Origin of the sequence: Dyella thailandensis, from assembly GCF_050749815.1 — a bacterium.
Taxonomy (GTDB): Bacteria; Pseudomonadota; Gammaproteobacteria; order Xanthomonadales; family Rhodanobacteraceae; genus Dyella_A.
Map to the genome: position 1 here is coordinate 2,994,663 of NZ_CP192735.1, position 19,002 is coordinate 3,013,664.

A 19,002-nucleotide genomic window follows, 5' to 3' on the forward strand; every position below is an offset into this window, starting at 1 on the left:
CGATCGGGGGAAGATGCCGCACCCGCACGGGCGACCGCGCGCCCGTGCGCTCAACGCCCCGCGACGGCCACGGCCGCACCAGCCACGGCGGGGGCCGGGCGGACCACCAGCGTGGCGGTCATGCCGGCGGCGAGCACGGTGCCGGCCGGCAGGTGGTCGGCGTCGATCGCTACGCGCACCGGCACGCGCTGGGCCAGCCGCACCCAGTTGAAGGTGGGGTTGACGTTGGCCAGCAGGTCGCTGCCGGTGGGGTTGTCGGCATCCGTGATGCCGTGGGCGATGCTCTGCACGGTGCCGTGCAGCTCGATGCCGCCACTCATCAGGCGGATCTCCACCGGATCGCCCACGTGCACGCGCGGCAGCTTGGTTTCCTCGAAGTAGCCGTTGATCCAGTACGAGTGGCGATCGATCACCGCCAGCCGCGCCGCCCCGGCGCTGGCGTAGTCGCCGGCGCGCACATCGAGGTTGGTGACGTAGCCGTCCACCGGCGCGCGCACTTCGGTGCGATCCAGATTGAGCTGCGCCTGGTCCAGCGCCACCTGCGCCTCGGCCACTGCAGCCAGCGCCTGCTGCGCGGCGGCGCTGGCCTGCTGGCGTCCAGCCTGGGCGCGCTGCCAGCCGGCGCGGGCGACCTCGGCGGAGGCGCGCACGTTGGCCAGGTCTTCGGCGGAAATGATGTTGCCGGCCAGCTTCTCGCGACGCTCCGACTGCGCGGCGTACATCGCGTAGCTGGAGCGGCTCTGCGCCGCCGCGGCATCGGCCGCGCCGACGCTGGCGCCGGCGGCGTGGGCAGCGGCCTTGGCGGCGTCCAGGTTGGCCTGCGCCTGCGCCAGCGCGTTGCGGTAGCGGGCCTGGTCGAGCACGAACAGCAGTTCGCCGCGGTGCACCGCCTGGTTGTCGACCACGGCAACGCGGGTAACCAGCCCTGCCACGTCAGGCGCGACGCGCACCACGTCGGCACGCACGCGGCCGTCGCGGGTCCACGGGGCATCCATGTAGTGCAGCCACAGCGTGTGGGCAGCCAGCGCGGCGACGAGCACGACGGTGGCGGTAATGGCAAAACGGACAAGGGCTTGGATTTTCATGGCGATCACTCAGAACAGGATCAGCGCACAGGCGCCGAATACGCAGACAAACGCGGCCAGCCGGAACAGCGGCGGATGCCACACGAAGCGGTACAGGCCGTAGCGGCCGGCCAGCCAGTCGAGCAGCCACAGCAAGCCCAGCGCGGCGAGGAACAGCAGCAGCACGCCGGGTACCAGCGCGTCGCCGAGGGCGATTTCACGAGGCATGGGGAGACTCCGCAGACGCCGGCGCAGCTCGCTCCGGCGGCATGTAGGGGGCAAGCGCGGACTCGCGATCGAGCAGCGCCAGCCGGATCAGGTAGAGGTGGTCGAGCAGTGCGCTCGCCGAGGGCTGCGCTTCCGCCTCGCCGATGACATCGGCGAACTGCGCGCGCACCCGCGCGTAGCCGTCGGCGTCCGGGTGTTGGTAGAAGCGTGCGAGCGCGGCGAGCGCGGCATCGATGCCGGTGCGCGGCGAAGCGTGCGTGTTTTCGTCCAGCGCACGCCGCAGCTCGATCACCGCGCGGCCGGTTTCGTGCACCGACAACGCCCAGGCCAGCAGGCTGCGCGAGGCGTCGCTGCCCGGTTCGGTCTGCGCCACGATCTGACCGAACAGATCGCGGTTCACGCTCTCGAAACGGTGGCGCAGTCCGCGCAGCGGCGCCTGCGCCGCCAACGCCACCTGGGCGCGCAGCCGAGCCAGCTGGCGGCGGCGCAGCCAGCCGGTGCCGATGGTCGAGGGGATGAACACGAAGGCGATGGCCGCGGCCGACAAGCCCGCCAGTTGCGCCACCGCGTCGTTGAGAAAATGCACCGGATCGAACGCCATCGGATTGCGCACGGCCAGGATGTACACAAAGCCCATCGTGTAGCCCAGCCCGTAGCTGGCGTAGCGGCCACCGGCCATCAGCACCAGGCCCGGCAGCAGGAACGGCACGATGCCCGCGACCATCAGCACATAGCCGTCCATCACGGTGAGCACGAAGAACACACAGGCGAACGCCGCGGCCATGCCGATCGCATAGCCGACCATCACCACGCCGGTGGCGCGCCCCGCATCGGGCATGGTGGCGAACAGGCCGGCGAAGATGGTGGCGATCAACATCGCGCTGGCGCCCAGCGGCCAGGCGCTGGCGATCCAGAACGCGCCCAGCGCCAGCATCACCAGCGTGGTGCGGAGCGTCGCCAGGGCGGCGCCGGCCAGATCGTTGGAACGCGCGAAGCGCACCGACTCCGGCGCGCCGCCGCCCAGCCGCGGCGCCTGCAGATCAGCTGCGCTGCTGACGTAGGCGTGCAGTTCGTCGGCGAAGCGTTCGAGCAGGGTGACGCCGGTGGCGACGTCGCGGCGGTCCTGCGGATCGTCCAGCGTGTCGACGCAGCGTGCCGCACGGCGGTCCATGGCGGCACGTGCCTGGGTCAGGCGCGGCAGCAGCGTGGCTGCCGGCGCGCCGGCCTCATGCGGCGCGGCGAGCGCCTCCGCCAGCGGCGCGTAGAGGTCGATGAGGATCTGCGCCGCGCGGTCGTGACCGGCGCGCATCAGGCGGTTGATCAGGTGATGCACCGACTGGAAGCTGGTCGACGCCGCCATGAAGCGCTGGTTGAACAGGCGCAGGTGCGCGCTGCGGGCGCGCGCTTCGGCGTCCTCGAACACCACCGAGCTGCGCAGATCTTCCAGCGCCACCGCGTCGCGCACGAAGCGCAGGTGCGCACGCTCCATCGCCGACCGCGCAAGGGCGCCGCCGGTGCTCGCCCGCACGAAGTCGAGGAAGTGCGCGAACTGCCCGCGCGCGGTCTTGCGCAGCACGTTGCGCAGGCGGCTGGGAAACACGGTGTCGCTGACCGCGCCACTCACCAACAGGCCCAGCAGCACCTCGCTGATGCGCGCAGTGGCGGAGTCGAACACCGCCGGCGGGTCGTTGATCACCGGAATGGCGATGATCGCCGCGGTGTAGCCGCCGAGCACGAAGGCGTAGGCGGTGAAGTTGCGGTACAGCGTGGCGCCGCCGGCACACAGGCCGATCCACAGGGCCAGCGCCAGCAGGAACAGTTCGCGCTGCTGCGGAAACGCCGCCACGATCGCGAATGCCGCCAGCGCGCCGGCGAGGGTGCCCAGCGCGCGGTAGAAGCTCTTGGCCAGCACCATGCCGGACTGCCGGTTCGCCACGATGATCGCGGTGAGCATCGCGGTGGACGGCTGCGGCAGCGACAGGCGCATGGCGACCCAGCCGGTGAGAAAGAACGCCAGCAGCGTGCGCAGCACGAACAGCCACACCTCGCCCTCTTCGCGCAGCAGCGCACGCACCGGCGACGGCGCGGCAGCAACGGCACTGGCGTGCACGGCGCTCATTCGTCGCCCAGTCCCGCCAGCATCTTCTTGAGCAGCCGCTCGAGCTGGGTCTGCTCGGCCGCGCTCAGGTGGGTCACCTGCAGCTGCAGCAGATCGCAGATGTCCGGCAGCAGGGCGTGGATCAGCGCCTCGCCCTTCGGCGTGAGGGTGAGCGTGAGCTTGCGGCGATCGGCGTCGCTGACGCTGCGGGCGATCAGGCCGCGCTCGCACAGGCCGTTGGTGAGGCGGGTGATGTTGGCCGACTTCTCGCCCGCCGCGTCGGCCAGGTCGGACGGGCACAGCCCGCCGTCGCCGGCGGTGCCGTAGAGCATCATCAGCAGGTTGTATTCGGGATGGTTGAGGCCGAACGGCTTGAGCGCCGCGTTCGCCTGATCGTGCAGGCGCTTGTGGATGTGCTTGACCAGCCGCACCAGCACCGCCGGTTCGCGCGGGAACGGCGGGTGGCGCTGGCAGGTAACGGCGAGGCGCTGTTCGGTGGGGGCAAAGCTGCTCATGGCAGGCATCCGGTGCGTGGGATGCCGGCAATTATTACATATGTGTACTATTTATTTGTGAATGAAAGCCACGGTTGGCCGCCCAAAAAGAACGGGCGCCCTGCGGCGCCCGTGGAGAAGCTTTCGTAGTGGGTGAACGCGGACCTCAGCCGCCCTTGATCGGGTAGGACTGGAAGCCGGCCGACGGCACCGTGGCCGGCGCGCTGCTGCCGCTGCTGGCCGGCGCCGTACCGCTGGCGGGCAGACGCTGGCTGCCGCAGCGGTAGGCGCCCCACGGCTGCGAGCCGTCGGTCGGCTCGGCCAGCGGCTTGATCGTGTCGGCATTCATCTTCGCCGCCTCGTTGCGCGCCATCACTTCCAGCTCGTCGCGCACCTTGATCTGGTTGCGGTCGACCGGACCCATGCGGTCCATCACCGACACGGTGACCTTGCCCAGCTCCTGACACTGCGACACGTCGCCACTCCAGGCGGTACGCACGGCCTTGCCGGCGTCGTCCAGCTTGATCCCCCACGAACAGGCGCTGAGCAGCACGACGGGGACGAGCAACAGGGTCTTGCGCATGGAGGACTCCGCAATGGATGGGCTGGATGGCATGAGGGGCCGGGCAGTCGCCCGCCCGGCCCCTCATCGTACCGCGGGAAGGCCGCGGCGTTTCCCAACGGCGGCTTACTTGGCGGGTGCCACCGGCTTGCCGTCGGCATCGAGCACCTGCATCGCGCCCAGGTCGAGCTTCTTCAGCGGCTGCTCGATCTTGGACAGGTCACCCACGATCACCCAGGTGAGCTGGTTCGGGCGGATGATCTCCTTGGCCGCGGCATTGACCTCGGCATCGGTCTGCGCTTCGGTGCGCGCCTTGAGGGTCTGCACGTAGTCGTCGGGGCGGTGGTACAGCACGATACCCTGCAGCGCACCCATCACCGCGCTGGTGGTCTGGTAGCTGCCCGGCATGGAGCGCACGTCGCCGTCCTTGATCTTGCTGATCTCCTGGGCGGAGAGCGGCTTGTCGCCGACCACGCCCTTGGCCTCCTTCAGCATCTCGGCCACCGACTCGGCGGTCTTGTCGGTCTGCACCGGGGCATACAGCATGAACGGGCGCTGGCCCTGGGCCGGTCGCAGGAAACTGAAGGCGCCGTAGGCCCAGTGCTTGTTCTCGCGCAGGTTCATGTTGAGGCGCGAGGTGAAGGTGCCGCCAAACGCGCCGTTCATCGTCTCGATGGGCAGGTTGTTCGGCGCCTCGGTGGACGGCGCCACGATGCCGGCCAGGATCAGGCTCTGCTGCGCGCCCGGCCGGTTGACCAGGTACACCCGCGGGTTCGCCGGTGGCGCGACCTTGGCCAGCAGCTTGGCGGGCACCTTGCCGCTGGCCTTCCAGTCACCGAACACCGCGTTGAGCTCGGGGATGATCTTGGCCAGCGTGGTGTCGCCGGCCACCAGGATCTTCACGTTGTCCGGGCGGATGAAGTCGCCCATGAACTGGCGCATGTCCTGCGTGGTGAGCGAGCTGATCGACGCCTCGGTGCCTGAGCCGGTGAACGGGATGGCGTACGCGTTGCCTTCGCCGTACAGCAGCGGCGGCAGCGTGCGCAGCGCGATGCCCACCGGCTGGCTCTTCTCCTGTGCGATACGCGCCAGCCACTGGCCGCGCACGCGCGCCACGTCGGCATCGCGGAACGCCGGGTTGCGCACGATGTCCCCAAACAGCGCCAACGAGGGCTTGAGCTGATCGTCCAGCGCGTTGAGCGATACGTTGCAGGCGTCCAGCCCGCAGCCGCTGCCGATCTCGGCGCCCAGGCGCTGCTCGGTCTTGGCGATCTGCACCGAATCGAGGCGCTTGGTGCCCTCATCGAGCATCGCCATGGTGAAGCTCGAGGTGCCCAGCTTGCGTCCCTGGTCGGCGGCGAAGCCGGCGTTGAACATCAGCTGCACCTGCACCGCCGGTACTGCGTGGCGCTCGGCCAGCACCACTTCGATGCCGTTGGCGAGCTTGCCGCGCTGGATCGCCGGGAAGGTGAGATCCGGGAAGCGGTCGACCACCGGCACGCCCTTGCTGCGATCGACGTCGCTCTTCACCGTGCGGTAGTCGCCCTTGGCGCTGAGCACCGGCTTGGGCGCGCCCGGCTCGGCCGGGCGCCCGGCCACGGTAGCCATGTCGGTGTTCTCGACCTTGCCCGGCACCACGGTGAGCGTGTAGTCGCCCTTGGCGATCCACTGGTCGGCCACTGCCTTGACGCTGGCTGGCGTGGCTGCCATCAGCACCTTGAAGTCCTTCAGGTACTGGCCCGGATCGTTCGAATACAGCTGGCCCTCGGCGAGGATCGAGGCCTGCGTGTTGACCCGCTCCAGGCCGCGCACGAACGAGGCGCGCACCTCGGTCTTCACGCGGGCCAGCTCGTCGGCGGTGGGGCCGTCCTTGAGGAATTTCTGCCATTCGTCGGCCACCGCCGCTTCCACCTTGGCCGGGTCGACGCCCTTCTTCACGTCCACCTGCAACTGGAACAGGCTGGCCAGCACGTGCTGCTCGATGTCCACCGACACGTCGTCGGCGAGCTTGTCCTGGTAGACCAGGCGCTGGTAAAGCCGCGAGGTCTTGCCGCCGCCGAGCACGGCCGCGGCCAGGCTCAGGCGGGTGAGGTCGTCGCTGGTGCGCGAAGGCACGTTCCACTCGCGGTAGATGCGCGTCTGCGCCACGTTGTCGGTCATCGTGCCGCGGGTGGACTTGCTGCGCGGTGCCACCCACGGCTGTGGGCGCGGTACCTGCGGGCCGGCGGCGATGTCGCCGAAGTACTTCAGCGCCTTTTCCTTGGCCTGCGCCACGGTGATGTCGCCGGACAGCACCAGCACGGTATTGGCCGCGCCGTAGTAATCGCGGAACCACTGCTTCACGTCGCCCAGCGAGGCGGCGTTGAGATCCGCCATCGAGCCGATGGTGTCGTGGTGGTAGGGGTGGTTGGCCGGGAAGGCCTCGGCCTGGATCAGCTCGCCGACGCGGCCGTAGGGCTGGTTCTCGCCCTGGCGCTTCTCGTTCTGCACCACGCCGCGCTGCTCGTCGAGCTGCGGCTGGCCGATCGCGCCGAGCAGGTGACCCATGCGGTCGGACTCCATCCACAGCGCCATGTCCAGCGCGGTGGTCGGCACGGTTTCGAAGTAGTTGGTGCGGTCCAGCCAGGTGGTGCCGTTCTGGTCGGTGGCGCCAGCCAGCTCGAACGGCTTGAAGTATTCGTCGGCGTGGTTCTCCGAGCCCTGGAACATCAGGTGCTCGAACAAGTGCGCGAAGCCGGTCTTGCCCTTCGGCTCGTAGGACGAGCCCACGTGGTACCAGATGCTCACGGCGACGACGGGCGCCTTGTGGTCCTCGTGCACCACCACGGTGAGCCCGTTGGGCAGGGTGAAGCGCTGGTAGGCCAGATTCGGGATGGACTGCGCCATCGCCGCGGCGGTCGGCGTGCTGTCGGCGGCGACCGCCGTGGACAGGCCGCCAGCGCCCAGGGTGAGCAGGCCGGCAATGAGCAGGGCAAGCGGTTTCTTCGACACGGTGAAACTCCTTCTCACGGGTAACCGGCCGACGGTAGCGGCGCGCGCCCGGGCGCTGCAAATGACGAATGGCAGGGGTGGGACAGCGTGTCCGCTGCGTTGTCCGCTGCCGGACGGGCGCTGTCCGCGGACAGTCGATGCGCCGCCGGCACGCCATGACAAATGTCAGCGCATCAATGGTTTATCTGCGACTGCCGCGCTGGCACGGCCCTTGCGAGAGTAGCGGCACGGACACCTTCGCCCGGTCATTGAAAGGAGACACCCCATGAAACTCGAATCGCTTCTGCTGCGCGGCCTGTTCGTTGCCTGCCTCACCGTCTGCGGCCTGATCGTCGGCGCCATGCTGGTACAGACCCCGCCTGCCGTGCGCCTGGCCGGCAGCAGTGCCGCCCCGGTGGTCGGCATGCTGATGCCGGCGACCGGTTGCGCCCTGCCGCCCGACGGCGTGGTGTGCCCGCGCCAGGCCAGCTGATCGCGCTGATCTGATCTCGCTGAACTGATCTGGACGACAGCGCCGCGCGTTCGCGGCGATAATCGCCGGATGCTCCACGTCATCCTGTTCCGCCCCGAAATCCCGCCCAACACCGGCAACGTGATCCGCCTGTGCGCCAACACCGGCGCCGCGCTGCACCTGATCCGGCCGCTGGGTTTCGAGCTCGACGACGCGCGGCTGCGCCGCGCCGGCCTGGACTACCACGAATACGCGGCGCTGGCCGTGCACGACAGCCTCGACGCCTGCCTCGACGCGATCGGCCACCCGCGCGTATTCGCCTTCTCCACCCGTGGTCGGGTGGCCCATGTGGATGCCGCGTTCCAACGCGGCGACGCCCTGCTGTTCGGCTGCGAAACCGCCGGGCTGCCCGGCGAGGTGCTCGACGCGATCCCCGCGCCGCAGCGCCTGCGCCTGCCCATGCGCCCGGACAGCCGCAGCCTCAACTTGTCCAACAGCGTGGCGGTGGCCGTGTTCGAGGCCTGGCGTCAGTTCGGCTTCGAGGGCGCCGCGGCACTGTCGTAGACCCGCGCCCTGCATGCGGCCTCGCCGCGGAAGGTTCGCCCGAAACCCTCACCCCGAGGGTAGGAGCCCGCTCGCGGGCGATGCTCTTGGCTTTGATCCACATCCAAAGCGAAAAGCATCGCCCGCGAGCGGGCTCCTACCTAGCCGGTGGCGGAAGCTTTGTCGCGCTTGGCTGCCGGGGCTCGGGTCGCGACCGCTACAATCGCCGGATGACCGCCTCGACTCCCAATGCCTGGCTGCCGCAGCCGCTGCGCAAGCTCGCCGGCCGTGCGCTGGAAAGCGCACTCAACCACACGCTCTCGCTCGATCCGGATACCCAGCACAAGCTCGCCGCGCTCGATGGCCGGCGCGTACAGCTGCACCTGCGCGGACCGGAGCTCGCCCTGGCGGTGACGGTGGAGCAGGGCCAGCTGCGGGTGGGGCCGCCGGCCGAGGACAGCCAGCTGCGCGTGGCCGCCTCGCCGGGCAGCCTGCTCGGCATGCTGATGCGCCGCGGCGATGACGGCGTGGCGCCGGGCAAGGTGGAGATCGCCGGTGACGCCGATCTCGCGCGCCGGCTGGAGAAGCTGGCCAGCACCTTCGCGCCCGATTTCGAGGAGGCGTTTGCGCGCACCTTCGGCGACGTGCTTGGCGTGCCGCTGGCGCGCGCGATCCGCGCGGGGCTCGCCCATGCGAAGGACACGGCCACCCACCTCACCGAAGACGGCGCCGACTGGGTGCGTGACGAAGCCCAGCTAGTGATGGGACCGGGTGAAGTGGACGGCTTCCTCGACGGCGTGGACACCTTGCGCGAGCGCAGCGAACGCCTGGAAGCGCGACTGGCCCGCTTGCAGCAGCGCCTGCAGGGCCGCGGCGCATGAGGTCGCTCACGGTGTTTCCGCGTCTGCTGCGGGTCGCTTCGGTGCTGCTGGCGTGGCGGCTGGACGAGATCGTCGAGACAGCGCACCTGTTTCGCCCGCTCAAGCTGGTGCGCCCGTTTTTCGGCACGCCGCGCCCCGATGTCGACACGCTCTCGCGCGGCGCCCGCCTGCGCGGCGCGATGACCGAGCTGGGGCCGATCTTCGTCAAGGCCGGCCAGGTGCTCTCCACCCGCCGCGACCTGATTCCCGCCGACATCGCCGACGAACTCGCCCTGTTGCAGGACCAGGTACCGCCGTTCCCCGGTGCCGAGGCGCGCGCGATCGTCGAGCGCGAGCTGAAGCAGCCGGTGACCACGCTGTTCGCCCGCTTCGACGAGGTTGCGCTGGCCTCCGCCTCGATCGCCCAGGTACATGCCGCCACGCTGCGCGACGGCCGCGAGGTGGTGGTGAAAGTGCTGCGCCCGGGCATCGGCAAGCGCATCGCCAACGACGTGGCCTTGCTGCGCTCGCTGGGCGAGCTGGTGAACCGCTGGCACCCGAACGCCGACAAGATCCGCCCGCTGGAAGTGGTGGCCGAGGTCGAAAAAATGCTCGAGAACGAGCTCGACCTGCAGCGCGAAGGCGCCAGCGCCAGCCTGCTCCGGCGCAACTTCGCCAGCGGCGTGGACATGTACGTGCCCGCGGTAGAGTGGGACTACACCACCGAGGGTGTGCTCACGCTCGAGCGCGTGTACGGCGTGAGCTGCGACGACGTGGCGGCGATCGACGCGGCCGGCATCGACCGCAAGGCGCTCGCCGTGAAGGGCGTGCGTGTGTTCTACGAGCAGGTGTTCCGCGACAACTTCTTCCACGCCGACGCGCACCCGGGCAACGTCTGGGTGGATCTTGCGCGCAGGGACGATCCGCGTTTCATCGCGCTGGATTTCGGCATCATGGGTTCGCTGCCCGAGGCCGACCAGTACTGGCTGGCGCAGAACTTCATCGCGCTATTCGAGCGCGACTACCAGCGCATCGCCCAACTGCACATCGACGCGGGCTGGATGCCGCCGCATCTGCGCGTGGACGAGCTGGCTGCCGCCGTGCGCACGGTGTGCGAGCCGTACTTCACCCGCCCGCTGTCGCAGATCTCGCTGGCCGAGCTGGTGGTGAAGCTGTTCCGCACCGCGCAGAAGTTCGAGCTCACGCTGCAGCCGCAGCTGATCCTGCTGCAGAAGACCCTGCTCAACATCGAGGGCGTCGGGCGCATGCTCGATCCGGACATCGACATCTGGGCGGTGGCACACCCGGTGCTCGAACGCATTTTGCGCGAGCGCTACAGCCTGCGCCGCACGCTGAAGGAAACGCGCAAGCGGCTGCCCGAATGGATCCACGCGGCACCGCAGCTGCCCGAGCTGGTGCGCGATGCGCTCAAGCAGGCCGCCCGTGGCGAAGTGCGCAACGTGAGCGATCCGCTGGCCCTGCTGCAGCAGGCGGAGCTGGCCCGCCGCCAGCAGCGCGTGCTGGGCGGAGCACTGCTCGGCGGCAGCCTGCTGATTGTCGCTGCGCTGCTGTGGACGCTGGCGCCGCAGCAAGGCGTGTGGCCACCGCTGGTCGCAGGCGTTGCCGGATTGCTCGCCTTCGCCATCACCTGGCCCCGCCGCCGCTGACCTCCGTGTAGGAGCCCGCTCCCGGGCGATGCTCTTTCGGTTCTGATGCACATCAAAGCCAAGAGCATCGCCCGCGAGCGGGCTCCTACCGCAACACCGTGAACACCATGATCGAGATACTGCACCAGGACGACGCGCTGATCGCGGTGAACAAGCCCGCGGGCCTGGCCGTGCACCGCTCGAAGATGGTCGGCAACGCGGAGGAGTTCCTGATCGACCTGCTGCGCGAGCAGGTGGGCGGCAACGTGTACCTGGCGCACCGGCTCGATCGCGCCACCAGCGGCGTGCTGCTGATCGCCCGCTCCAGCGAAGTGGCCAGCGCGCTCGGCGAACAGTTCATGGGCCGCGACGTGCACAAGCAGTACCTCGCCGTGGTGCGCGGTTGGCCGGAGCCGGTCGAAGCGCTGATCGACTACCCGCTGCCCGGTTCGCGCGAGACCGGTCCGCGGCGCGAGGCGCGCACGCACTACCGCCGGCTGGCCACGGTGGAGGTGCCGATCGCGCTCGGCCGCTATCCGCAGCAGCGCTACGCGCTGGTGGAGGCGGCGCCGGAAACCGGGCGCTTCCGGCAGATCCGCAAGCACATGGCGCACATCCACCACCCGATCATCGGCGACTGCCAGCACGGTCGCGGCGACCACAACCGCCTGTACAAGCAGTACTTCGGCTGCCATCGCATGCTGCTGCACGCGCGGCGGATCACGCTGCGCCACCCGGTGAGCGGTGCGCCGCTGGTGATAGAGGCGCCGCTGGACGGGGCGTTCAACGCGCTGCTCGCACGTTTCGGCTGGTCGATCGACGGGCTTTGATCGCGTGTCCAGACGCGCATACGCCATGACGCGGTGCGCCTTCGCCGCGCTGCGCCGGTCGCCTACACTGCGCGCCATGTTGACGATCAGCCGCACCCTCGCCATTCCCGACACCGAGCTGGTCGAGCGCTTCCTGCGCGCGGACGGTCCCGGCGGGCAGCACGTGAACCGTACCGAGAGCGCGGTGGAACTGCGTTTCGACGTGGCGCGGTCACCGTCGCTGCCCGACGCCGTGCGCGAGCGGCTGCTGACCCGACGCGACCGCCGTCTCACCGACGACGGCGTGCTGGTGATCCAGGGCCGTCGCTTCCGCGATCAGGGCCGCAATCGCGACGACGTGCGCGAGCGGCTGGCCGAGATCATCCGCGGCGCGCTGGTGCCGCCGAAAAAGCGCGTGGCGACCAAGCCCACCCGCGCCTCGAAGGAGCGCCGCCTGGCGGGCAAGCAGCAGCGCAGCAAGATCAAGCAGGGCCGCGGCAAGCCGGGGAGCTTCGAGTGAGGCCGGTGGTTCCGCCGCTGCCGCCGCAGGCGCCGCGCATCCGCAATCGCTTCTGGCCCTGGTTTTGCCGCGGCCTGCTGCGGCTGGGCGGCTGGCGGCTCAAGGGCGAGCTTCCCGACCTGCCCAAGTTGATCGTGATCGGCGCGCCGCACTCGACCAACTGGGACGGCGTGTGGGGCCTGCTGATGAAGGTCGGGCTGGGGATCGACATCTCGATCATGATCAAGCGCGAGGTGTTGGCCAGCCCGCTCGGCATCATCCTGCGTCCGCTCGGGCTGATTCCGATCGATCGCGGCGCCGCCACCGACATCGTGCAGCAGATGGCCGCGCGCTTCGCCCGGCACGAGCGCATGTGGCTGGGCATCACGCCCGAGGGCACGCGCAAGCGGGTGACGCACTGGAAGAGCGGCTTCCTGCGCATCGCGCGGGCCGCGCACGTGCCGATCCTGCCGGTCTTCATCGACTACCCGAGCAAGAGTTTCACGCTGGGGGCGCCGGTGTACCTGGGCGCGGACGAACGTGACGAGGACGCCATGGCGCGCATCCGCGCACTGTTCAAGGGCTACCGCGGCAAGCATCACGACGTGGACTGAGGCGCCGCCCGCCCCGGCGCGGCTCAGCGCTCGGAGTGGCCCGACTCGTCGTAGTCCCGGTGGGTCAGCAGGCCCGGGCGGATCAGGTCGATGAAGGCGCGCGCCTCGGTGCTGAGAAACTTGCCCTTGCGCATCACTACGCCATACGCGCGCTGCGGGAAGTACTGCTTCATGTTGCGCACGGCCAGCCGTGAGCGGTCGGCCTCGGTGATGCAGATGCCGGTGACCACCGAGATGCCCAGCCCCATCGCCACGTATTCCTTGATCACGTCCCAGCCGCCCACCTCGATCGCCACGTGGTACGGCACCTGGCGCTGCTGGAACACCAGGTCGACCAGCCGGTAGGTGGACAGCCGCTGCGGTGGCAGGATCAGGCCGTAGGGCGAGAGGTCTTCCAGCGTCACGGTGGCCTTGGCCGCCAGCGGGTGATCCGGCGGCATGATCAGCATCGGGTCGTAGTGGTAGATCGGCGCCCAGGCAATGTCGTTGGGCACGTCGAGCATGGAGCCCACGGCGAAGTCCGCCTTGTCCTCGCGCAGCATGGCCATGCCGTCCTTGCCGGTGACGTTGGCCAGCTGCAGTTGCACGGCCGGATAGCGCTCGCGGTAGCGGCGCACCAGCTCCGGCAGCAGGTACTGGATGGTCGAGGTGCCCGCCGCGATCACCAGCTTGCCGGCCTGCAAGCCCTTCACCTTGGCCTGGAAGTCGCGGTCGAGGTTTTCCCAGCCCTCCACCAGCGGGCGGGCCAGCTCGTACAGCGCCTCGCCCGCGTCGGTGAGGTTGATGCGGCGGCGGCTGCGCTCCATCAACGTCACCCCGAGTTCCCGCTCCAGCGCCTGCAGCTGCAGGCTCACCGACGGCTGGGACAGGAACAGCGCCTCGGCGGCGCGCGTCAGCGTGCCCAGTTTCACCGTGGCCACGAATGCCCGCAGCTGCTTCTGGCGGCTGCCCTTGTAGTAGAACCGCGCCGGATCGGCCGCCTCACCCGCGGCGCCTTTGCGGCGACGCAGCACGTTCGACGCGGCTTTTTTCGGCTTTTTTTCAGCGTCGTGACGGGCTTTAGTGGCCATAAAATCAATACTTTGCCTGATACATTAAATTAGACAATAGCAAAAATTGAAACATTTGCTTTGTCAAAGCGATTTTGAAAGGCCTAGTTTGGAGCTCCACCCCGAGGCGGAGCGAACACCATGGCCGTACCCCAGCAACGTCTGCCGATCGCGCAGGTCCAGATCCTGGCCGATACCCGCGGCTACGAAGCCATCCTGACGCCCGAGGCGCTGGGTTTCCTGGCGCGCCTGCACCGGTTTGCCGAGCCGCGCCGCCAGCAGCTGCTGCAGGCCCGGCGCGATCGTCAGGCCCGTTACGACGCCGGCGCCCTGCCGAACTTCCGCGCCGACACCGCCGCCATTCGCGAGGGCGACTGGCGCGTGGCGCCGATTCCCGCCGCCCTGCAGGACCGCCGCGTGGAGATCACCGGGCCGGTGGAGCGCAAGATGATCATCAACGCGCTGAACTCTGGCGCGAAGGTGTTCATGGCCGATTTCGAGGATTCCTCGGCGCCGAGCTTCCGCAACCAGCTCGATGGCCAGATCAACCTGCGCGACGCTGCGCATGGCTCGATCGCCCATACCTCGCCCGAGGGCAAGCGCTACCAGCTGGCGGAGCAGACCGCGGTGCTGGTGGTACGCCCGCGCGGCTGGCACCTGCCCGAGCGGCATGTGCTGGTGGACGGCGAAGTGATGGCCGGTGCGCTGGTCGACTTCGGCCTGTTCGCCTTCCACAACGCGCATCTGCTGCACGCGCACCAGCGCGGCCCGTTCTTCTACCTGCCCAAGCTCGAGGCGATGGAGGAAGCGGCGCTGTGGGACGACGTGATGGCGCTGACCGAGAACGAGCTGGATCTGCCGGCCGGCTGCATGAAGGCCACCGTGCTGATCGAGACGTTGCCGGCGGTGTTCCAGATGCACGAGATCCTGCACGCGCTGCGTCGTCGCGCGGTGGGCCTCAACTGCGGCCGCTGGGACTACATCTTTTCCTACCTTAAGACCCTGCGCGGACACCGCGACCGCCTGCTCCCCGAGCGCGGCCAAGTGCAGATGACGGTGCCGTTCCTGAAGGCGTATTCGGAGCTCTTGATCCAGACCTGCCATCGCCGCGGCGCCTTCGCGATGGGCGGCATGGCCGCGCAGATCCCGATCAAGGGCGACGAGGCCGCCAATGAGGCGGCGATGGCCAAGGTGCGCGCCGACAAGCTGCGCGAGGTGCAGGCCGGCCACGACGGTACCTGGGTCGCCCACCCGGCGCTGGTGCCGGTGGCGCAGGCGATCTTCGATGAACACATGCCCGCGCCGAACCAGCTCGAGCGGCTGCGCGAGGACGTCTGCGTGACGCGCGAGCAGCTGCTCGCCCCGTGCGCCGGCTCGATCAGCCGCTCCGGCTTCGACAACAACGTGGAAGTGGCGCTGCGCTACACCGCCGCCTGGCTGGACGGGCTGGGCTGCGTGCCGATCCATCACCTGATGGAGGACGCCGCCACCGCCGAGATCGCCCGCGCGCAGCTGTGGCAGTGGCTGCACCACGGCGGCGTGGAGTTCACCGACCACGCGCCGATCGACTTCGCGCTGTTCGACCAGGCGCTGGCCGCCCACACGCACAAGCTGCGCGACAGCCTGCATCCCGGCGCGGCCAAGGCCGATGCCGCCGCCGCCCTGCTGTCGGCACTCACCCATGACGACCAGCTCGCCGACTTTCTCACCCTGCCCGCCTACCAGCAGCTCGCCTGAGCTGCGCCACACCCCCACGCCTTTGCGTTTCCACGGAGCCAAATCATGAAGAACACCTTGCCCACCGCCGACCAGCTCACGATGGAGTGGAGCAACAACCCTCGCTGGAGCGGTATCCAGCGCAACTACAGCGCCGACGACGTGGTGCGCCTGCGCGGCACCGTCGGCGTCGAGCACACGCTGGCCAAGCGCGGTGCCGAGCGGTTGTGGAAGTCGCTGCACAAGGAGGATTTCGTCAATGCGCTGGGTGCGCTCACCGGCAACCAGGCGATGCAGCAGGTGAAGGCCGGGCTGCAGGCGATCTATCTCTCGGGCTGGCAGGTCGCCGCCGACGCCAACGTGGCCGGCGAGATGTACCCGGATCAGTCGCTGTACCCGGCCAACTCGGTGCCGCTGGTGGTCAAGCGGATCAACAACACGCTGCTGCGCGCCGACCAGCTGCACCACGCCGAAGGCAACGACGCCACCGACTGGCTGGTGCCGATCGTGGCCGACGCCGAGGCCGGCTTCGGCGGCGTGCTCAACGCGTTCGAGCTGATGAAGGCGATGATCGAGGCCGGCGCCGCCGGCGTGCACTTCGAGGACCAGCTCGCCTCGGTAAAGAAGTGCGGCCACATGGGCGGCAAGGTGCTGGTGCCGACCCGCGAGGCGGTCGACAAGCTCAACGCCGCGCGGCTGGCCGCCGACGTGATGGGCGTGACGACGCTGATCGTCGCGCGCACCGATGCCGACGCCGCCGACCTGCTCACCTCGGACATCGACCCGAACGACCAGCCGTTCATCACCGGCGAACGCACCGTCGAAGGCTTCTTCCGGGTCAGGCCGGGGCTGGACCAGGCGATCAGCCGCGGCCTCGCCTACGCGCCGTACGCCGACCTGATCTGGTGCGAAACCAGCAAGCCTAACCTGGACGATGCGCGCCGCTTCGCCGAAGCGATCCACGCCAAGTTCCCGGGCAAGCTGCTGGCCTACAACTGCTCGCCCAGCTTCAACTGGAGGAAGAACCTGGACGACGCCACCATTGCCAAGTTCCAGAAGGAGCTGGGCGCGATGGGCTACAAGTTCCAGTTCATCACGCTGGCCGGCTTCCACAGCCTCAACTACGGCATGTTCGATCTGGCCCACGGCTACGCGCGTCGCCAGATGAGCGCCTTCGTCGAGCTGCAGGAGAAGGAGTTCGCCGCCGCCGAGCGCGGCTTCACCGCGGTAAAGCACCAGCGCGAGGTCGGCACCGGCTACTTTGACCAGGTGACCCAGGCGATCCAGCAGGGGCAGTCCTCGACGACCGCGTTGACGGGCTCGACCGAGGAAGCGCAGTTCCACCACGCGGCGGCGTAATCGGCGGAGGGCGTGATGTCACGACATCACGCCCTTGCAAGCGCGGTCGGCGGTGCGGTCCGGACCGTGCGGACATTGTTCGGCGATCCTAACCGCGTCTCGAGGCCGGACTCAGGAGCGTGACTCATCCCGCGGCGGCGGCACCAGCGCGATCACCAGCCAACCCGGCCTCGGTTCCAGCTCGCGCTTGGTCGACGCCACCCGCAGCGCGCCCTTCTCTTCCACGCCGAACAGCAGGATCGAAGGCGAGCCGTACTGTTCGATGAAGTGCGGCCAGTCGAAGGTGGCCGTGAGACGGGTGGACTTGATCCGCCAACCCTGCGTGAGCAGGTCGGCGAAGCGGCCGTGCGTCATCGCCTCGTCGAACAGCGGCGGCGCGAGCAGGCTGTCGGCGAGGGCGGCGCGGTCGGTGGTCTGCTCCGGTCCCAGGTTGCGCAGCCGATAGACCCTGCCGCGACCGAATTCCTCGCGATAGTGCAGGCACGCCAGCGAGTTGCGCTCGCGATGAGTGGACATCGCCAGCAGGCGGCCAATGCCGGTGAGGTCGAGGTGGCGCTCGGCATGGTTTGAAGCCGGATTGCCGAAGAAGGTCGGCAGACCGTCCATGCGGGCCAGACGGATACCGTCCCAGTCATCATCGGCGAGCAGCACCGGAATGCCGGCGTCATGCAGCGCCTTGGCCACCGCGCGCGGCACCGTGCCCGAACCGAACACCAGCACGCCGCGCGGCTCCGGCTCGGCCACCTTGAGCCAGCGCGCCAGCGGGCGGGCCGTGGCGCTCTGCAGCACCACGGTACCGATGATCAGGATAAACACCAGCGGGACCAGCGCCTGGGCCCCAGCCAGTCCCAGCGCACCGAGCCGCAGCGCGAACAGCGCCGAAACCGCCGCCGCCACGATGCCGCGCGGCGCCACCCAGGCAATCAGCGCACGCTCACGCCAGGTGAGTGAACTGCCGGCGGTAGCCAGCGCCACCGTCAACGGGCGGATCAGCAGCTGCGACGCCAGCAGGATCCCGACGCCGGCCATCAGCATGCCGGGCGGCAAAGGCCACGTCAGCCGCGCCGCGAGCAGGATGAACAGGCTCGACACCAGCAGCGTGGTGAGGTGCTCCTTGAAGTCGAGAATGTCGTCCACGTGCACGCCGCGCATGTTGCCCAGCGCGATGCCCATGACGGTGACGGCGAGCAGGCCCGACTCGTGGGCCACCGCATTCGACAGGCTGAAGGCCAGCAGCACCGCCGCCAGCGTGCCGAAGTTCTGCAGGTACTCGGGAATCATCTGCCGCCGCAGCAGGCTGGCAAGCACCCACGCCGCCACCGCCCCGGCCAGCGCACCACAGAGGATGGTGCCGACGAAGACGCCGATCGTATGCCCCTGCTGGCGCGAGACGATCGCCTCGTAGATCAGCACGGCGAACAGCGCACCGAGCGGATCGATCACGATCCCTTCCCAGCGCAGGGTGTTGGCGATACGGGCATTCGGCCGCAGCGTGCGCAGCATCGGCGCAATCACCGTCGGCCCGGTGACGCAGGTGAGCGCACCGAACAGCAGCGCCACGTCCCAGGTCAGGCCGGCGAGCAGGTGCGCCGCCGCCGCCAGCATCAACAGGCCGGCCACCGCGCCGTAGCTCACCAGGCCGCGCACCGCCCGACCGATCTCGCGCAACTCGCCGAACCGCAGGCTCAGGCTGCCCTCGAACAGGATCAGCGCCACCGACAGCGACACCATGGGAAACAGCAGCGGGCCCAACAGGCGATCCGGCTGCACCAGCCCGGTGACCGGGCCCAGCGCGATGCCGGCGATCAGCAGGAACAGGATCGCCGGCAACTTCACCCGCCAGGCCAGCCACTGCGCCGCGAAACCGATGCCAAGCAGGGCGGTCAGCAGGAGTCCAAGCTCAAGATGCATGCATGCTCCGGGTACAAGGTTCGCCGGCCATCGGAGCACGCACACGAAGGCGCGTCCAGCCGGGGCTGCCGGGACGCGCAAGACGGTGGAGCGGGAGAAAAGGTGGCC

17 protein-coding genes are annotated in these 19,002 nt (G+C 69.2%); 9 read left to right on the forward strand and 8 right to left on the reverse strand.

Annotation, left to right across the window (positions count from 1 at the left end; translation table 11 throughout):
• Positions 1 to 50: 50 nt before the first annotated feature.
• The 6 genes from ACQVBX_RS13780 to ACQVBX_RS13805 form a co-directional block, all read right to left on the reverse strand.
• The gene (locus tag ACQVBX_RS13780; protein WP_431634798.1) at positions 51 to 1,085 is read right to left on the reverse strand and encodes a biotin/lipoyl-binding protein; all 1,035 of its coding nucleotides are present in this window, start codon (positions 1,083 to 1,085) and stop codon (positions 51 to 53) included.
• 9 nt (positions 1,086 to 1,094) lie between these two features.
• A complete protein-coding gene (locus ACQVBX_RS13785; RefSeq protein ID WP_431634799.1) occupies positions 1,095 to 1,292 on the reverse strand; it encodes a DUF1656 domain-containing protein in 198 nt (65 codons plus the stop codon).
• Positions 1,282 to 3,411, reverse strand: a complete 2,130-nt coding sequence (locus tag ACQVBX_RS13790; RefSeq protein WP_431634800.1) for an FUSC family protein — start codon at positions 3,409 to 3,411, stop codon at positions 1,282 to 1,284. The genes ACQVBX_RS13785 and ACQVBX_RS13790 overlap by 11 nt, the downstream gene beginning before the upstream one ends.
• Complete coding sequence (locus ACQVBX_RS13795; RefSeq protein WP_431634801.1) at positions 3,408 to 3,905, reverse strand: MarR family transcriptional regulator; 498 nt, start codon at positions 3,903 to 3,905, stop codon at positions 3,408 to 3,410. Before ACQVBX_RS13795 ends, ACQVBX_RS13790 begins: the two co-directional genes overlap by 4 nt.
• Before the next feature lie 145 nt (positions 3,906 to 4,050).
• A complete protein-coding gene (locus ACQVBX_RS13800) occupies positions 4,051 to 4,467 on the reverse strand; it encodes a DUF4156 domain-containing protein (protein ID WP_431634802.1) in 417 nt (138 codons plus the stop codon).
• 105 nt (positions 4,468 to 4,572) lie between these two features.
• Positions 4,573 to 7,437, reverse strand: coding sequence for a M16 family metallopeptidase (locus ACQVBX_RS13805; RefSeq protein ID WP_431634803.1), 2,865 nt, complete (start codon positions 7,435 to 7,437; stop codon positions 4,573 to 4,575).
• A gap of 265 nt (positions 7,438 to 7,702) precedes the next feature.
• On the opposite strand from ACQVBX_RS13805, the gene ACQVBX_RS13810 reads away from it, so the two are divergent.
• The 7 genes from ACQVBX_RS13810 to ACQVBX_RS13840 all read left to right on the forward strand — a co-directional run bounded on the left by ACQVBX_RS13810 (position 7,703) and on the right by ACQVBX_RS13840 (position 12,859).
• A complete protein-coding gene (locus ACQVBX_RS13810) occupies positions 7,703 to 7,909 on the forward strand; it encodes a hypothetical protein (RefSeq protein ID WP_431634804.1) in 207 nt (68 codons plus the stop codon).
• A gap of 69 nt (positions 7,910 to 7,978) precedes the next feature.
• A complete protein-coding gene (gene trmL, locus ACQVBX_RS13815; RefSeq protein WP_431634805.1) occupies positions 7,979 to 8,452 on the forward strand; it encodes a tRNA (uridine(34)/cytosine(34)/5-carboxymethylaminomethyluridine(34)-2'-O)-methyltransferase TrmL in 474 nt (157 codons plus the stop codon).
• Positions 8,453 to 8,661: 209 nt separating this feature from the next.
• Positions 8,662 to 9,312 carry a ubiquinone biosynthesis accessory factor UbiJ gene (locus tag ACQVBX_RS13820; protein WP_431634806.1) on the forward strand — a complete coding sequence of 217 codons (651 nt, stop codon included), beginning with the start codon at positions 8,662 to 8,664 and terminating at the stop codon, positions 9,310 to 9,312.
• The gene (gene ubiB, locus ACQVBX_RS13825) at positions 9,309 to 10,958 is read left to right on the forward strand and encodes a ubiquinone biosynthesis regulatory protein kinase UbiB (RefSeq protein ID WP_431634807.1); all 1,650 of its coding nucleotides are present in this window, start codon (positions 9,309 to 9,311) and stop codon (positions 10,956 to 10,958) included. Before ACQVBX_RS13820 ends, ubiB begins: the two co-directional genes overlap by 4 nt.
• A 107-nt stretch (positions 10,959 to 11,065) precedes the next feature.
• Positions 11,066 to 11,767 (forward strand): pseudouridine synthase, encoded by a 702-nt coding sequence (locus ACQVBX_RS13830; protein ID WP_431634809.1) that lies wholly within the window; start codon positions 11,066 to 11,068, stop codon positions 11,765 to 11,767.
• 76 nt (positions 11,768 to 11,843) lie between these two features.
• Positions 11,844 to 12,266: an alternative ribosome rescue aminoacyl-tRNA hydrolase ArfB gene (arfB, locus tag ACQVBX_RS13835; RefSeq protein ID WP_431634810.1), complete on the forward strand. Its 423-nt coding sequence runs from the start codon at positions 11,844 to 11,846 to the stop codon at positions 12,264 to 12,266.
• Positions 12,263 to 12,859, forward strand: coding sequence for a 1-acyl-sn-glycerol-3-phosphate acyltransferase (locus ACQVBX_RS13840; protein ID WP_431634812.1), 597 nt, complete (start codon positions 12,263 to 12,265; stop codon positions 12,857 to 12,859). Before arfB ends, ACQVBX_RS13840 begins: the two co-directional genes overlap by 4 nt.
• 23 nt (positions 12,860 to 12,882) lie before the next feature.
• On the opposite strand, the gene ACQVBX_RS13845 is transcribed toward ACQVBX_RS13840, so the two are convergent.
• Complete coding sequence (locus ACQVBX_RS13845) at positions 12,883 to 13,929, reverse strand: LysR family transcriptional regulator (protein WP_431634814.1); 1,047 nt, start codon at positions 13,927 to 13,929, stop codon at positions 12,883 to 12,885.
• A gap of 120 nt (positions 13,930 to 14,049) precedes the next feature.
• On the opposite strand from ACQVBX_RS13845, the gene aceB reads away from it, so the two are divergent.
• Together aceB and aceA are read left to right on the forward strand one after the other, a co-directional pair.
• Positions 14,050 to 15,645, forward strand: coding sequence for a malate synthase A (gene aceB, locus ACQVBX_RS13850; protein ID WP_431634816.1), 1,596 nt, complete (start codon positions 14,050 to 14,052; stop codon positions 15,643 to 15,645).
• Between the two features lie 45 nt (positions 15,646 to 15,690).
• Positions 15,691 to 16,983, forward strand: coding sequence for an isocitrate lyase (gene aceA, locus ACQVBX_RS13855; protein ID WP_431634818.1), 1,293 nt, complete (start codon positions 15,691 to 15,693; stop codon positions 16,981 to 16,983).
• 111 nt (positions 16,984 to 17,094) lie between these two features.
• Here aceA and ACQVBX_RS13860 read toward each other — a convergent pair whose 3' ends face one another.
• Positions 17,095 to 18,894, reverse strand: a complete 1,800-nt coding sequence (locus ACQVBX_RS13860) for a cation:proton antiporter (RefSeq protein ID WP_431634819.1) — start codon at positions 18,892 to 18,894, stop codon at positions 17,095 to 17,097.
• Positions 18,895 to 19,002 lie beyond the last annotated feature (108 nt).